General features: G+C 60.5%; 15 protein-coding genes. 11 read left to right on the top strand and 4 right to left on the bottom strand.

The window, feature by feature from the left end:
- The first annotated feature begins 136 nt into the window (after positions 1-136).
- From ACEN83_RS14450 to ACEN83_RS14410, 9 genes are all read left to right on the top strand, one after another.
- Positions 137-1,447, top strand: coding sequence for an ABC transporter substrate-binding protein (locus ACEN83_RS14450; RefSeq protein WP_495580709.1), 1,311 nt, complete (start codon positions 137-139; stop codon positions 1,445-1,447).
- 178 nt (positions 1,448-1,625) lie between these two features.
- On the top strand, positions 1,626-2,552 hold the full coding sequence (locus ACEN83_RS14445; protein WP_495580708.1) for a carbohydrate ABC transporter permease: 927 nt from the start codon (positions 1,626-1,628) through the stop codon (positions 2,550-2,552).
- Between the two features lie 8 nt (positions 2,553-2,560).
- The gene (locus ACEN83_RS14440) at positions 2,561-3,391 is read left to right on the top strand and encodes a carbohydrate ABC transporter permease (RefSeq protein WP_495580707.1); all 831 of its coding nucleotides are present in this window, start codon (positions 2,561-2,563) and stop codon (positions 3,389-3,391) included.
- A 122-nt stretch (positions 3,392-3,513) separates the two neighbouring features.
- Positions 3,514-4,617: an ABC transporter ATP-binding protein gene (locus ACEN83_RS14435; protein ID WP_007970566.1), complete on the top strand. Its 1,104-nt coding sequence runs from the start codon at positions 3,514-3,516 to the stop codon at positions 4,615-4,617.
- A 16-nt stretch (positions 4,618-4,633) separates the two neighbouring features.
- Positions 4,634-6,106, top strand: a complete 1,473-nt coding sequence (locus ACEN83_RS14430) for a mannitol dehydrogenase family protein (RefSeq protein WP_495580706.1) — start codon at positions 4,634-4,636, stop codon at positions 6,104-6,106.
- Between the two features lie 137 nt (positions 6,107-6,243).
- Positions 6,244-7,740, top strand: a complete 1,497-nt coding sequence (gene xylB / locus ACEN83_RS14425) for a xylulokinase (RefSeq protein ID WP_495580705.1) — start codon at positions 6,244-6,246, stop codon at positions 7,738-7,740.
- A gap of 13 nt (positions 7,741-7,753) precedes the next feature.
- On the top strand, positions 7,754-8,698 hold the full coding sequence (locus ACEN83_RS14420; RefSeq protein WP_495580704.1) for a carbohydrate kinase family protein: 945 nt from the start codon (positions 7,754-7,756) through the stop codon (positions 8,696-8,698).
- A gap of 281 nt (positions 8,699-8,979) precedes the next feature.
- Positions 8,980-9,246: a DUF2790 domain-containing protein gene (locus ACEN83_RS14415; RefSeq protein ID WP_495580703.1), complete on the top strand. Its 267-nt coding sequence runs from the start codon at positions 8,980-8,982 to the stop codon at positions 9,244-9,246.
- Positions 9,247-9,337: 91 nt separating this feature from the next.
- Positions 9,338-9,733 carry a hypothetical protein gene (locus ACEN83_RS14410; protein ID WP_495580702.1) on the top strand — a complete coding sequence of 132 codons (396 nt, stop codon included), beginning with the start codon at positions 9,338-9,340 and terminating at the stop codon, positions 9,731-9,733.
- Here the strand turns inward: ACEN83_RS14410 and ACEN83_RS14405 are convergent.
- Entirely contained in the window at positions 9,730-9,996 is a 267-nt protein-coding gene (locus ACEN83_RS14405) for a DUF1652 domain-containing protein (RefSeq protein ID WP_116580406.1), read from the bottom strand. The two genes, ACEN83_RS14410 and ACEN83_RS14405, sit on opposite strands and share 4 nt — an antisense overlap.
- 282 nt (positions 9,997-10,278) lie before the next feature.
- Between ACEN83_RS14405 and eco the strand changes: the two genes are divergently transcribed.
- On the top strand, positions 10,279-10,761 hold the full coding sequence (gene eco, locus ACEN83_RS14400) for a serine protease inhibitor ecotin (protein WP_495580701.1): 483 nt from the start codon (positions 10,279-10,281) through the stop codon (positions 10,759-10,761).
- Between the two features lie 21 nt (positions 10,762-10,782).
- Here eco and ilvA read toward each other — a convergent pair whose 3' ends face one another.
- Complete coding sequence (gene ilvA / locus ACEN83_RS14395) at positions 10,783-11,796, bottom strand: threonine ammonia-lyase, biosynthetic (RefSeq protein WP_495580700.1); 1,014 nt, start codon at positions 11,794-11,796, stop codon at positions 10,783-10,785.
- A gap of 247 nt (positions 11,797-12,043) precedes the next feature.
- Between ilvA and ACEN83_RS14390 the strand changes: the two genes are divergently transcribed.
- On the top strand, positions 12,044-12,379 hold the full coding sequence (locus tag ACEN83_RS14390; protein WP_495580699.1) for a DUF2834 domain-containing protein: 336 nt from the start codon (positions 12,044-12,046) through the stop codon (positions 12,377-12,379).
- Between the two features lie 133 nt (positions 12,380-12,512).
- Here the strand turns inward: ACEN83_RS14390 and ACEN83_RS14385 are convergent, their stop codons facing one another.
- Both ACEN83_RS14385 and ACEN83_RS14380 read right to left on the bottom strand, forming a co-directional pair.
- The gene (locus ACEN83_RS14385; RefSeq protein ID WP_104447215.1) at positions 12,513-13,436 is read right to left on the bottom strand and encodes a magnesium transporter CorA family protein; all 924 of its coding nucleotides are present in this window, start codon (positions 13,434-13,436) and stop codon (positions 12,513-12,515) included.
- 7 nt (positions 13,437-13,443) lie between these two features.
- Positions 13,444-15,030, bottom strand: coding sequence for a RimK family ATP-grasp domain-containing protein (locus ACEN83_RS14380; RefSeq protein WP_495580698.1), 1,587 nt, complete (start codon positions 15,028-15,030; stop codon positions 13,444-13,446).
- Positions 15,031-15,102: the final 72 nt, after the last annotated feature.

Below are 15,102 nucleotides of genomic sequence, written 5' to 3'. Positions count from 1 at the left end.
CAGTTGAAGTGCGATGGATGATTTGTCTCGCCCTCCAATGAAGGTTGTAATCCGTGCACATTCTTCCTGCCTTCGGAAGACACAAAAACAATAACTGTCCTTCTGTATCCCGCCGGGTGCAGAAAAGGAGTGCACGATGCAACCTTCGGTAAAAGCCCTGCTTGCCCTCACCTGCATGACCCTCAGCAGCGTCAGCCTTGGCGCCCAGACCCTGACCATCGCCACCGTCAACAACAGCGACATGATCCGCATGCAAAAGCTCTCGAAAACCTTCGAGGCCGAGCACCCGGACATCAAGCTCAATTGGGTGGTGCTCGAGGAAAACGTCCTGCGCCAGCGCCTGACCACCGACATCGCCACCCAGGGCGGGCAATTCGACGTGCTGACCATCGGCATGTACGAAGCGGCACTCTGGGGCGCCAAGGGCTGGCTGGAGCCAATGAAGGATTTGCCGGCCAGCTATGCCCTGGACGACGTATTCCCGTCGGTGCGCGAAGGCCTGTCGGTCAAAGGCTCGCTGTACGCCCTGCCGTTCTACGCCGAAAGCTCGATCACCTATTACCGCACCGATTTGTTCAAGGACGCCGGCCTGAGCATGCCCGAGCGTCCGACCTGGGAGCAGATCGGTGAATTCGCCGCCAAACTCAACAAACCGGACCAGGAACAGTACGGCATCTGCCTGCGGGGCAAGGCCGGCTGGGGCGAGAACATGGCGCTGATCACCACCGTCGCCAACGCCTATGGCGCGCGCTGGTTCGACGAAAAGTGGCAGCCGCAATTCAACGGGCCCGAGTGGAAGCAGGCACTGAACTTCTACGTCGACACCATGAAGAAATCCGGCCCGCCGGGTGCATCGAGCAACGGTTTCAACGAAAACCTGGCGCTGTTCAACAGCGGCAAATGCGCGATCTGGGTCGATGCCAGCGTCGCCGGCTCGTTCGTCACCGACAAGGCCCAGAGCAAGGTCGCCGATCACGTCGGTTTCACCTATGCGCCGCATCAGGTCACTGACAAGGGCTCGACCTGGTTGTATTCCTGGGCGCTGGCCATTCCGACCAGTTCCAAGGCCAAGGACGCGGCGAAAACGTTCAGCGCCTGGGCCACTTCCCGGGAATACAGCGCACTGGTCGCGGAAAAAGACGGCATCGCCAACGTGCCGCCGGGCACGCGGGCCTCGACCTACAGCGAGGCCTACATGAGTGCCGCGCCGTTCGCCAGGGTTACGCTCGAATCGCTCAAGGCCGCGGACCCGGGCAAGCCGACGCTCAAACCGGTGCCTTATATCGGCATCCAGTTGGTGACCATTCCCGAGTTCCAGGGCATTGGTACCCAGGTCGGCAAATCCTTCTCGGCGGCGCTGATCGGCCAGACCACGGTCGACCAGGCGTTGGCGGCTGCCCAGCAAACCACCGAGCGCGAAATGAAGCGCGCCGGGTATCCCAAGTAACCCCGTCACCCATGTGGGAGCGGGCTTGTGTGGCGAGGGGGCTTGCCCCCGTTCGGCTGCGAAGCAGTCGCAAAGCTTGGGGCCGCTTCGCGACCCAACGGGGGCAAGCCCCCTCGCCACACAAGCCCGCTCCCACAGTTGATTTTCATCTGCCCGTACTCGACTGGTTCTGATCACCATGAATACATCAACTGCCAAAGCTCACATGGACATTGCCCTACCCCTGCGCAAAAGCCGCGTGGTCAATCCCGGCTGGTTTCTGGTCAGCCCTTCGGTGGCACTGCTGCTGTTGTGGATGATCGTGCCGCTGGGCATGACCCTCTACTTCTCGACGATTCGCTACAACCTGCTCGACCCCGGCGAGAACGCGTTCGTCGGGCTGGAGAACTTCACCTACTTCCTCACCGATTCAGGCTTCCTGCCCGGCGCCACCAACACCCTGTTGCTGGTGGGTAGCGTGCTGTTGATCAGCGTGGTGTTCGGTGTGCTGATCAGTGCGCTGCTGGAGGCCAGTGAGTTTTTCGGTCGCGGCATCGTGCGGGTCATGCTGATCTCGCCCTTTTTCATCATGCCCACGGTCGGCGCGCTGATCTGGAAGAACCTGATTTTCCACCCGGTGTCGGGGATCCTCGCCTACGTCTGGAAACTGTTCGGCGCACAACCGGTGGACTGGCTGGCGCACTACCCGCTGCTGTCGATCATCATCATTGTCTCGTGGCAATGGCTGCCGTTCGCCATCCTGATCCTGATGACCGCCATGCAGTCCCTCGACCAGGAACAGAAAGAGGCCGCACGCCTGGACGGTGCCGGCCCCATTGCGATCTTCTGGCACCTGACCCTGCCGCACCTGGCGCGGCCGATTGCGGTGGTGGTGATGATCGAAACCATCTTCCTGCTCTCGGTGTTCGCCGAAATCTTCACCACCACCAACGGCGGCCCCGGCTACGCCTCGACCAACCTCGCCTACCTGATCTACAACCAGGCGCTGGTGCAGTTCGACGTCGGCATGGCCTCGGCGGGCGGCTTGATCGCGGTGGTCATTGCCAACATCGCGGCGATCATTCTGGTGCGGATGATCGGCAAAAACCTGACCGACAAAGCCTGAGGCCTGCCATGACTCTTCAACAATCCCGTCGTTTGCAAAGCCTGTTGCTCGGGACGCTGGCCTGGGCCATCGCGATCCTGATCTTCTTCCCGATCTTCTGGATGGTACTGACCAGCTTCAAGACCGAGATCGAGGCCTTCGCCACGCCACCGCAATTCATTTTCATGCCGACGCTGGAGAACTACCTGCACATCAACGAGCGCAGTGATTACTTCAGTTTTGCCTGGAACTCGGTGGTGATTTCCTTCAGCGCCACGGCCCTGTGCCTGCTGATCGCGGTGCCGGCGGCCTACTCCATGGCGTTCTACGAAACCCGGCGCACCAGAGGCACGCTGCTGTGGATGCTCTCGACCAAGATGCTGCCGCCGGTGGGCGTGCTGATGCCGATCTACCTGCTGGCCAAGAGTTTCGGCCTGCTCGACACGCGGATCGCGCTGATCGTCATCTACACGCTGATCAACCTGCCGATCGTGGTCTGGATGATTTACACCTACTTCAAGGACATCCCCCGAGACATCCTCGAAGCCGCGCGGCTGGATGGCGCAACGCTGGTCCAGGAGATGCTCCGGGTATTGCTGCCGATCGCCAAGGGTGGCCTGGCGTCCACGGTGCTGCTGTCGTTGATCCTGTGCTGGAACGAGGCCTTCTGGTCGCTGAACCTGACCTCGTCGAAAGCCGCGCCACTGACCGCCCTGATTGCCTCTTACTCCAGCCCCGAAGGGCTGTTCTGGGCCAAGTTGTCGGCGGTCTCGACCCTGGCCTGTGCGCCGATCCTGATCTTCGGCTGGATCAGCCAGAAACAGTTGGTCCGCGGCCTGTCGTTCGGCGCCGTGAAATGAATCAGAAGCAAAAGATCGCAGCCTTCGGCAGCTCCTACATAAAGCACACCGTTCCCCCTGTAGGAGCTGCCGCAGGCTGCGATCTTTTGATCTTAAAAAAAATCAACCGGAGGCCCACCACCATGGCCAACCTGAAAATCAAGAATCTGCAAAAAGGCTTCGAAGGTTTCTCCATCATCAAGGGCATCGACCTGGAAGTGAACGACAAGGAATTCGTGGTCTTCGTCGGCCCGTCGGGCTGCGGTAAATCCACGCTGCTGCGCCTGATCGCCGGGCTCGAAGAAGTCAGCGGCGGCACCATCGAACTCGATGGCCGCGACATCACCGAAGTGAGCCCGGCCAAGCGCGACCTGGCGATGGTGTTCCAGACCTACGCCCTGTACCCGCACATGAGCGTGCGCAAGAACATGTCATTCGCCCTTGACCTTGCCGGCGTGGCCAAAGCCGAAGTGGAGAAAAAGGTCAGCGAAGCGGCGCGCATCCTCGAACTGGGGCCGATGCTGGAGCGCAAGCCCAAGCAGCTGTCCGGCGGCCAACGCCAGCGCGTGGCGATTGGCCGGGCCATCGTGCGCAACCCGAAAATCTTCCTGTTCGACGAACCGCTGTCCAACCTCGACGCGGCCCTGCGGGTGCAGATGCGCCTGGAATTGCTGCGCCTGCACAAAGACCTGCAAGCGACGATGATCTACGTCACCCACGACCAGGTCGAAGCCATGACCATGGCCGACAAAGTGGTTGTGCTCAACGGCGGCAAGATCGAGCAAGTCGGCTCGCCATTGGACCTCTATCACCAGCCTGCCAACCTGTTCGTCGCCGGTTTCCTCGGCACGCCGAAAATGGGCTTCCTCAAGGGCAAGGTCACCCGCGTCGACAGCCAGGGCTGCGAAGTGCAACTGGACGCTGGCACCCGCATCAGCCTGCCCTTGAGCGGATCCCGTCTGAGCGTCGGCAGCGCAGTGACCCTGGGCATTCGCCCGGAGCACCTGGAACTGGCCAAACCCGGCGATTGCACCTTGCAGGTCACCGCCGATGTCAGCGAACGCCTGGGCAGCGACACGTTCTGCCACGTCCGGACTTCCTCCGGCGAAGCCCTGACCCTGCGCGTTCGCGGCGACCTGGCCAGCCGCTACGGCGAAACCCTGAGCCTGCACCTGGACGCGCAACACTGCCATTTATTCGATGCCGACGGTGTGGCGTTGACCCGCCCATTGCGCGTTGCAGCCTGATCCCAGAGAGACTGTGATGAAACTCAATAAACAGAACCTCAACCGCCTCGCCCCCGGAGTGGCCCTGCCCGCCTACGCGCTGGGCGATACCCGTCAAGGCATTGCGCACATCGGCGTCGGCGGTTTCCATCGCGCCCACCAGGCGTTTTACACCGATGCGCTGATGAACACCGGTGAAGGCCTGGACTGGGCCATTTGTGGCGTCGGCCTGCGTGCCGAGGACCGTCGCGCCCGTGACGATCTCAAGGATCAGGACTACCTGTTCACCCTGTTCGAGCTCGGCGATGGCGACGACACCGAAGTGCGGGTGATCGGGGCCATCCGCGACATGCTGCTGGCCGAAGACGACACCCGGGCGCTGATCGACAAACTGGCCAGTCCCGAGATCCGCATCGTCTCGCTGACCATCACCGAGGGCGGTTACTGCATTGACGACAGCACCGGTGAGTTCATGGCGCACTTGCCGCAGATCCGGCATGACCTCGCGCACCCCGACACGCCAACGACCGTGTTCGGTTTGCTCTGTGCCGCACTGGCCAGGCGCCGCGCCGCCGGCACAGCAGCCTTCACCCTGATGTCCTGCGATAACCTGCCGCACAATGGCGCCGTCACCCGCAAGGCCCTGCTGGCCTTCGCCGCCTTGCACGACATCCCACTGCGTGACTGGATCGACACCAACGTCAGTTTCCCCAACGCCATGGTCGACCGCATCACGCCGATGACCAGCACCTCGCACCGCTTGCAACTGGCGGACCAGCATGGGGTAGACGATGCCTGGCCGGTGGTCTGCGAACCCTTTGTGCAATGGGTGCTGGAAGACAAGTTCGTCAACGGTCGCCCGGCCTGGGAAAAGGTCGGCGTGCAGTTCACCGACGACGTCACGCCCTACGAAGACATGAAGATCAAGCTGCTCAACGGCAGCCATCTGGCGCTGACCTACCTGGGGTTCCTGAAGGGTTACCGTTTCGTCCACGAGACCATGAACGATCCGTTGTTCGTACGCTACATGCGCGCCTACATGGACCTGGACGTGACGCCGCAACTGGCCCCGGTGCCGGGAATCGACCTGACCGAGTACAAAAACACCCTGGTGGTGCGTTTCTCCAATCAGGCGATTGCCGACCAGCTTGAACGGGTGTGTTCGGACGGCTCTTCGAAGTTTCCGAAATTCACCGTGCCGACCATCAACCGCCTGATCGCCGATGGCCGCGAAACCAAACGCGCGGCGTTGGTGGTGGCGGCGTGGGCCTTGTACCTGAAGGGCGTGGACGAACATGGCGACACGTACAGCATTCCCGATCCTCGTGCCGGGTTCTGCCAGGCGCTGGTGGCCGATGATGTGCTGATTACCCAGCGGTTGCTGGCGGTCGAGGAGATCTTTGGTACGGCGATACCCCGCTCGCCGGAGTTTGTCGCGGCGTTCGAGTGGTGCTGCAACAGTTTACGTGAGGTGGGGGTGTCGCGGACGCTGGAGCGGGTGTTGGCGTAAGTCCTGCGGTGGAGCTGCTGCCGTCTTCGCGAGCAAGCCCGCTCCCACCCTTGAAATGCATTCCCCTGTGGGAGCGGGCTTGCTCGCGAAGGCGGCCTGACAGGCGACATCCAAGTTGAATGATCCAAGGATCTACTATGCCAAACCAACAACTCTTCCTCGGCATCGACTGCGGCACCCAGGGCACCAAGGCCATCATCCTCGACGCGGTCAGTGGTGAAGTGCTCGGCCAGGGCGCGGCCAGCCACAGCCTGATCAGCGCGGCCAACGGCCGCCGCGAACAGGACACCCATCAGTGGCTGGAAGCCTTCGCCACGGCCACCCGCCGCGCGTTGCTCGCGGCCAGGGTCGATGGCCAGTCGATCCTCGGCATTGGCGTGTCCGGCCAGCAACATGGCCTGGTGCTGCTCGACGATCAGGGCCAGGTGCTGCGTCCGGCCAAGCTCTGGTGCGACACCGAAACCACGCCGGAGAATGACCGTCTCCTGGCCCACCTCGGCGGCGAACAGGCTTCGCTGGATCGCCTCGGCGTGGTCATCGCGCCGGGCTATACCTTATCCAAGCTGCTCTGGACCAAAGAGCAGCATCCCGAGGTGTTTTCCCGGATCGCCCATATCCTGCTGCCCCACGACTACCTCAACCATTGGCTCACCGGCCGCAGTTGCAGCGAAAACGGTGATGCGTCGGGCACCGGGTACTTCAATGTGCGTACCCGGCAGTGGGATGTGCAGTTGTTGTGCGACATCGACCCCAGCGGACGCCTGCAAGCCGCGCTACCCGAACTGATCGACTCGCACCAGGCGGTCGGAACGATTCTGCCGGGGATTGCCGAGCACCTGGGCATCAATCCGCGGGCACAGGTCTCCAGTGGCGGCGGCGACAACATGATGGGGGCCATCGGCACCGGCAATATCCAGCCCGGCGCAATCACCATGAGCCTCGGCTCGTCAGGCACGGTGTACGCCTATGCCGACCGGCCGAACGTCGCCCCGGATGCCGCAGTCGCCACGTTCTGTTCTTCCAGTGGCGGCTGGCTGCCATTGATCTGCACCATGAACCTGACCAACGCCACCGGCCTGGTTCGCGACCTGCTGGACCTCGACATCGATCACTTCAACGCACTGGTTGCCGAAGCGCCCATCGGTGCCGAAGGCGTGAGCATGTTGCCGTTCTTCAACGGCGAGCGGGTGCCCGCCCTGCCCCATGCCAGCGGCAGCCTGTCGGGCCTGACCATGAGCAACCTGACCCGGGCCAACCTGTGCCGCGCGGTCGTCGAAGGCACGACGTTCGGTTTGCGTTACGGACTGGACCTGCTGCGCCACAATGGCTTACAAAGCCGCAGCATCCGGCTGATCGGTGGTGGATCGAAAAGCGCGGTGTGGCGGCAGATCGTCGCCGATACCATGAATACCCCCGTGATCTGCACTGAACAAAGCGAGGCCGCGGCCCTGGGTGCGGCGATCCAGGCGGCCTGGTGCGTATCCCGGGCGACAGGGAACGAACTCAGCCTGGCGGACCTGTGCGAGCGCTGCGTGAAGCTCGACCCGGCCAGCGAAACCCTGCCGGTCGCCGACAATGTACGAGCCAGTCAGCAGGCTTATGAACGCTATCGACAACATGTCGCAACCCTTTGAAGAGTGAACAACTATGTACCTGGTGTGTGGCGAAGCGCTGTTCGATTTTTTCAGTGAAGACGACGCCGGCGGTCTGGCGTCCAAAGTGAATTTCAAAGCCATTGCCGGTGGCTCGCCGTTCAACGTGGCCGTGGGATTGCGCCGGTTGGGCGTGGATTCGGCGCTGTTGGCCGGGTTGTCCACCGACTACCTGGGCCGGCGCCTGTTGCAGGTGCTGCAGGATGAAGGTGTACGCCAGGACTTCCTGCTGGATTTCGCCGCGCCGACCACCTTGGCGATGGTCGCCGTGGGCGCCAATGGCTCGCCGCAATACAGCTTCCGTGGCGAAGGCTGCGCCGATCGGCAGTTGAAACCGGAGCACCTGCCGGCACTCGGGCCTGAAGTGCGCGGCCTGCATATCGGATCGTTTTCCCTGGTGGTACAGCCGATTGCCGACACCCTGTTGGCATTGGTGCGCCGGGAAAGCGGCAAACGCCTGATCAGCCTCGACCCGAACGTGCGCCTGAACCCGGAACCGGACATCGAACGGTGGCGTAATCGGATCGCGACGCTGGTGGAATTGGCCGACCTGATCAAGGTCAGCGACGAAGACCTGCATCTGTTGTACCCAGGCCAGGACCCGGCGCAAGTGATCGAGGGCTGGATGCAGCATCGCTGCCAGCTGGTGTTCCTGACCCGTGGCGGCGAAGGCGCGACCGTATTCAGCCGGGTTCACGGCTCGTGGTCGGCTCCGGCCTGCGCGGTAAAAATCGCTGACACCGTGGGCGCAGGGGATACCTTTCAAGCGGCATTGATTGCCTGGTTGACCGAACAGCAACTGGATTCGGTGGAGGGTGTAAAGCAGCTTGGCCGCGAACAGATTGACGGCATGCTGAAGTTCGCGGTGCAGGCGGCGGCGTTGACGTGCAGCAAGACCGGGCCGGATCTGCCTTATCGGGAGCAGTTGGATTTGCGCTGAATTCGAGGTCCTCTTCGCGAGCGGGCTCGCACAGGGTTGCGGGGCGTTCATGACATTTGTGTCGACGCTTGGGCAATGTGCGAGCCTGCTCGCGATGGTCTTAACTGATACACAGGATCGCGCCATCGCGACAGGCGGCGTTCAGCCGGGTTAACCCTCGTTTAACCGTGCGATCCAACACTTCACTGGACCGCACGCCCTCAGACTGTTCTGACGCCCGGTGCGGCAGGTTCGACAGGCCACACATCGAACTGACTTCCCGTACGCACTGGAGATCGCTGATGAACACTCGCATCTTGCTGGTTACCGCCACCCTCGCCTGCACCGCGTTTGCCGGTCTGGCCCAGGCCAATGACACCACGACTGCTCAGGCCGTGCCCTACCACTACGGCATGCCATTGCATGTCAGCAAAGTGATTTCACTGACCGAGCCGGACACCCTGGATTGCAAAGTGGTGAAGGCCGACATGAAGTACATCGATGAAACGGGGAAACCCGCAGAAATCACCTACCGTAAACTTTCCGACGCCTGCGAGAACCAAGGCTGACCGAAACGTCTGATTTGATACTTGGCGGTGTTCCTTTGAGGGCGGCGGCGCTATGCTCTAGCGCCTCCCTCACTGCCCGCAAGGATTGGCCATGCAGTTTTCGTTTCGCACGTTGTCGTTGTTTACCGCCGCCTTATGCCTTTTGCTGAGCCTGGTCTGGGGGTTGGCACCGCAATGGCTACTGTCGATCTGGGGTATCGAGTTTTCATTCGTGGCCGGATTGGTCGCGCGCCGCACCGCCGTGCTGTTCGCAGCGTTTAGCGTGATCTCGTACCTGGTTCGCAACGCCCCCCCTTGCGCAACCCGCCATGCGCTGAGCCTCGGCTTCGTCGTCGGCTGCTGGGGATTGGCCGTGCTGGGTTTTGCCGAATGGCTCGCCGGCCATGTCGGGCCGGGCATGTTGCTGGCTGTCGGGCTTGAACTGGCGCTGGGCCTGGCGTTTTTCCAGACCCGGCGCGTGTCGATGGAACTCGAAACAGCAGGTTAAAGCGCTTTGCCCAGCATCGAGGGTGGCTCGACTTCTACATGACGCTGCCTGGAACGCAGTTGGGCAATCAACTCGTTTATTTCCCGACAACCATTGAGTCCGGAGGCATCGATGCCGGTGACCATCAGATCGAGCTGATCGGTTTGCCCGTCGGCATAGATCTTCACGGTCATCGACAGATCCGGTGACAACGTGCATTCGCAGCGCTTGGGCAAAAAGCTGCTTTCGATGATATTGCGGAGTTCCAAGGCAGAAAGAAACATGGCGACCCTCTCCTTTTGTGAGACTGCCAATAACGATCAATGCTCGCTCATATAAAAGCGTGGCAAGCTTCAAGGACAGCTACAGCATAAATCATGCCCTGGATCTCGCTGCGCAGCTCATCGGCAATTCAAGGGTTTAGGCCAGCCACCTGTAAAACCTGCCATGCAGTTTGCATTATACGCCCCTCACATCTCTGCAATTTGCACGTTGGACGCCGCGGGTTTGCATTCGCCGCACATGACAGTGAAAATGCCGCCCTTCACTTCAAGCAAGGAGGCATCATGAGTTCTTTGACCGTTAACGCTTGCGCAGCGCTCTTCGCACTGGGGCTTGCCAATACGGCGCACGCCGCCAAACTCGAAGACACCGCACCCTATCCGAAAGCCGAGAGCGGTTTTACCCGCCAGGTGATTCACCTCGTGCCACAACCCCGGGAAGACGACTTCCAGGTCGAGATCCTGGCCGGTAAAACCATGACCGTGGACTGCAATCACCCACGTCTGGGCGGCATTCTCGAAGAGAAAAACCTCGAGGGTTGGGGCTACCCCTTCTATCGCCTGGAAAAAGTCATTGGCCCGATGAGCACGCTGATGGCCTGCCCGGACGGCACCAGCAAACAGGATTTTGTACCGGTGGTCGGTGACGGCTTCCTGCTGCGTTACAACAGCAAGCTGCCGCTCGTGCTGTACGTGCCCAAGGACATCGAAGTGCGCTACCGAATCTGGTCGGCGTCGAACAAGGTCGAGAAGGCCATTCGGGAATAACCCGGCCGGCTTGCACCAGGGTCATGCCGGCGCGCCGATCAACGCGGCGCGCTCGGCCACATGCCCCAGGCTGTCAAAGTTGATGTTGGCACCGGAGTCGATGGCGACCAGAGTCTGCCCGCGGGCCCCGCTGCGTGCCACGTACTGTTTGATTCCGGCCACGGCCAGCGCACCGGAAGGTTCGGTGATCGAGCGGGTATCGTCGTAGATATTCTTGATGGCGGCGCAAAGCTCGTCATTGCTGACCGTCACCACCTCATCGACGCAAAACCGGCAGACCTCAAAACCGTAAGCGCCGATCTGCGCCACCGCCACCCCATCGGCAAAGGTGCCGACCCTGGGCAGGATGACTCGCTCACCGGCCAGCAACGCCGCTTGCAGGCACGCCGAATGCTCCGACTCGACGCCGACGATGCGTACCTGCGGCCGCAGGTATTTGATGTAAGCGGCGATGCCGGCGATCAGGCCGCCGCCACCCACCGGCACGAAGATCGCATCCAGCGGACCTTGATGCTGACGCAGGATTTCCATGGCCACCGTGCCTTGGCCTGCGATCACATCCGGATCGTCAAAGGGCGAAACAAAGGTGCGCCCGCTTTCCCCGGCCAGCTCCAGTGCATAGGTCAGCGCAAACGGAAAACTTTCGCCATGCAATACCGCATCGGCGCCCCGGCTACGAACTCCGATCACCTTCAATTGCGGCGTCGTGCAAGGCATTACGATAGTGGCGCTGATCCCCAACTCTCGCGCCGCCAGCGCCACACCTTGCGCATGATTGCCGGCAGAAGCCGTGACCACGCCGCACGCCTTCTGCGTGTCACTCAGTTGCACCAGCTTGTTGTAGGCACCGCGGATCTTGAAGGAAAAGGTCGGTTGCAGGTCTTCGCGCTTGAGCAGGACCTGGTTGCCCAGTGCCTCGGACAAGGCCGGTGCCGCTTGCAACGGCGTGCGCACCGCCAGTTCATACACCGGCGCGGCAAGGATTTTTTTGACGTAGCGTTCAAGCAGGGCTTGCTGGTCGGTTGTAAAACTCATGGTCGTCTCCTGACATTGATCGGGGCCCGGGAGACAGAAAGTAAAAACCCGCCTCGAGGGCGGGTTGGGTGCTGCAGTCGTGAGCTAGCCCGCCAAATGAGGAATGGCGGTAATAATGCTTGGCTGGCAGCGCAATACGGTGGAAGTCATGGCTCGAAATTAGCCGGGCGTTGATGGCAAGTCAATGGCAAATTTGTGCAGATCCCTCTAGGCTGCCGATTCCAGTCATTGCCCAAGGAAGGAACACATGAATGCCATTGCCCTGCCCCTTATCGCCCTGATCGCCTTTGCCGGCTATACCCTTTCGGTGATGCTCCAGTCCGAACAATCGCTGATCGACTTCGGCATCGGCCTGATGTCACGTCCCGATACCGCGCAAGTGGTGATCGATCTTTACTTGCTGGCGACGCTGGCGGGTATCTGGATGTACCGGGATGCACGCAAACGCGGGCTGTCGGCGGTTGCGGTGGTGCCTTATCTATTGATCACCGCTGTGTTTGTGTCGGTTGGGCCATTGTTGTATCTGGTGGTTCGCGGGGTTCAGGATCGCCGAAAATTGCCTGCTACGACTCGACAGTTGTAGAAGCCTTGAAATTGCTTTCGCGAGCAAGCTCGCTCCCACACGGGTCTTGCGCCCACTGAAATCCCCTGTGGGAGCGGGCTTGCTCGCGAAGGGGGCGTCAGATTCGACATTTTCATTGTCTGACTCACCACCATCACTTCGCCAACCGCTTGAGCCCCACCACCATCGCCCCCGCCCCGATCATCATCGTCGACAGCAGCAAGGGGTAGGAAACCCACCACGGCGTTCCAGCCGTCATCATGCTGAATTCGGACATACCGCCGATGCTCGCAATCAGGTTCAACGGCAAAAACACCACGTTGATCAAGGTCAGCTTGCGCAGCAGGTTGTTCATGCTGTTGTTCATCAGGTTGCCCCGGGCGTCGATGAGGCCGGAGAACACCGTCGAATAGATTTCCGCCTGCTTGTAACACTGGTTGTTTTCGATGATCAGGTCATCGATCAGGCTGATGGCCTCGGCGTTGAAGCCCTGCTTTTGCGCATGATTGCGCAGTCGGTTCAGCACAGCGCCATTGCTGTGAATCGCATTGATGTAATAGATCAGGCTTTCGCTGAGGTTGAACATCTGGATCAGGTGCTGATTCTGCATCGAGGCATTGAATTTCTGCTGCAATTCCCGGGCGATCAACTTGATCACCTTCAAGTGCCCCAGATAGTGGTGGATGTTGTTGAACAGCAGATCGAGCAGGACATCCAGTGGCGTGTCGAGCGCCTGGCGCTTGCCGAGCCCGTTGAGCGGTGCGTCATCGGTGGCGATCACCAGCAGGCGCCCCGGAGAAAACAGCAGGCCACAGGACGACACCTGGAACCCCAGGTTGTCGGCGCCGGAGTAGCTGTCCGGACGCTTCCAGATCAGGAACAGGTTGTCGGGATGGAATTCGATGCGCGACACCTCGTCAGGGTCCAGCGCCGAGGCCAAGGCGTGTTCGTCGAGTTTGAAATGACTGTGCAGCAGGTCGCGCTCGGCCGCATCGGGGTGACTGAACAGCATCACCTCGGCGTCCAGTCGCTCGACGGCCTGCAGCGTTCCACCGCTCAACTGAAAACTCTTGATCATCGCGGCTTCACCAGGCCTGGCCGCGACGTTTAAGCTCCAGGCGCCGAACGAACTCCTCCAGCACCAGCTTGTACAGATCGTCCTGCAGGTAGGCGTCTTCGATGCCGGCGTCCATGTTCGGGTTGTCGTTGACCTCGATCACCACCACTTTGTCGCCGGACTGTTTGAGGTCGACCCCGTAGAGGCCGTCGCCGATCAGATTGGCGGTTTTGACGGCCAGTTCCACCACCGCCCGCGGCGCTTCGTGAACCGCCAGGGTGCGGCATTCACCATTGATGTCCTGGCCCTTGGCCTTGTGGTTGTAGATTTGCCAGTGCCCCTTGGACATGAAGTACTGGCAGGCAAAGATCGGTTTGCGGTTGAGCACGCCAATGCGCCAGTCGTACTCGGTATAGAAGAACTCCTGGGCCAGCAGCAGCACCGAGTGTTCGAACAGTTCGGCGGTGGCTTCGAGCAACGCCTGCTGGCTCTCGACCTTGATCACACCCCGGGAGAAACAACCGTCGGGGATCTTCAACACCAGCGGGAAGCCCAGTCGTTCGCCAACCCGTTCAAAGTCTTCCGGTCGCTCCTTGTAGAGGATTTCAGTGGCGGGCATGCCCAGTTGATGACTCTTGAGCAGGTCGGTGAGATACACCTTGTTGGTGCAGCGCAGGATCGACGTCGGGTCGTCCAACACCACAAGCCCTTCGCTCTCGGCTTTCTTGGCGAAGCGAAAAGTATGGTTGTCGACGCTGGTGGTCTCGCGGATCAGCAGGCCGTCGTATTCGGCAATCCGTGCATAGTCCTTGCGCTCGATCAGTTCGACGTCGATGCCCAGGGTCCTGCCGACCCGGACGAAATTGTCCAGCGCCCTGGCATTCGACGGTGGCAGGGCTTCCTCGGGATCGTGCAGGATGGCCAGGTCGTAGCGGGCCAGCCGTCGAGAGCGCGGCAGGCGCCAGATCTTGCGACTGAAACTGTCGAGGGAGTGGGCAAATTGATCTTCCTGATCCTCCCGCAACTTGTGCAATGCACCCGACTTGATGCCTTCGATATGCCAGCCGTTAGTTCGACGAAATTCAACTAACAAGATCGGACAGGCAAACACTTCAAATAATTGCCTGGCCAAATCCTGCAAAGGTTCGATATTGGTCTTGCCGAAATACAACGTCAGGGTAAACCCTTCGGTGTCACTGTAGGCATGATGACTGAGGGCTTTTTCCAGGGTTTTATCCAGGTCGTCCAGCGCCAGGCCATAAAGGGATTTTCGGGCCAGTTCGCTGATGGTTCGCACCGACGGAATGACCTTGTGCCCACGGGCTTCAGCCAGCAGCGAGCAGTAGTAACCGTGCCCCAGGTACTTGTAACTGCGGCACAGGTTGATGACCTGCACGCGCTTGCCCTGCTCATTGTCGCGGGTTTGCTCCAGATATTCCTGGGCCGTGACGATGTCCTCGCTGGGAAAGTAGGAGGCCCAGTCGTCCTTGCGTTCGACGATGATAATCAACTGGCTGGAAGTTTTATTGGAATCATTTAAATAAGTTGCCGAAGTGATTGCTGTCGGCAAAGTTTGCTCGGATACTTCGCGCCAATGACCTTGTACCGCTGACATAGTGATTGATCCGTTGGAGAACAAGACCTTTCCTATTAAGCACGAACTTTTTCGAAAGTCCCGTTTCGTTAC

The sequence above is a fragment of the Pseudomonas sp. Pseusp49 genome (genome assembly GCF_059491875.1).
Note: the sequence above shows the minus strand (reverse complement) of the source record. Positions and strands in the feature narration are given on the sequence as shown.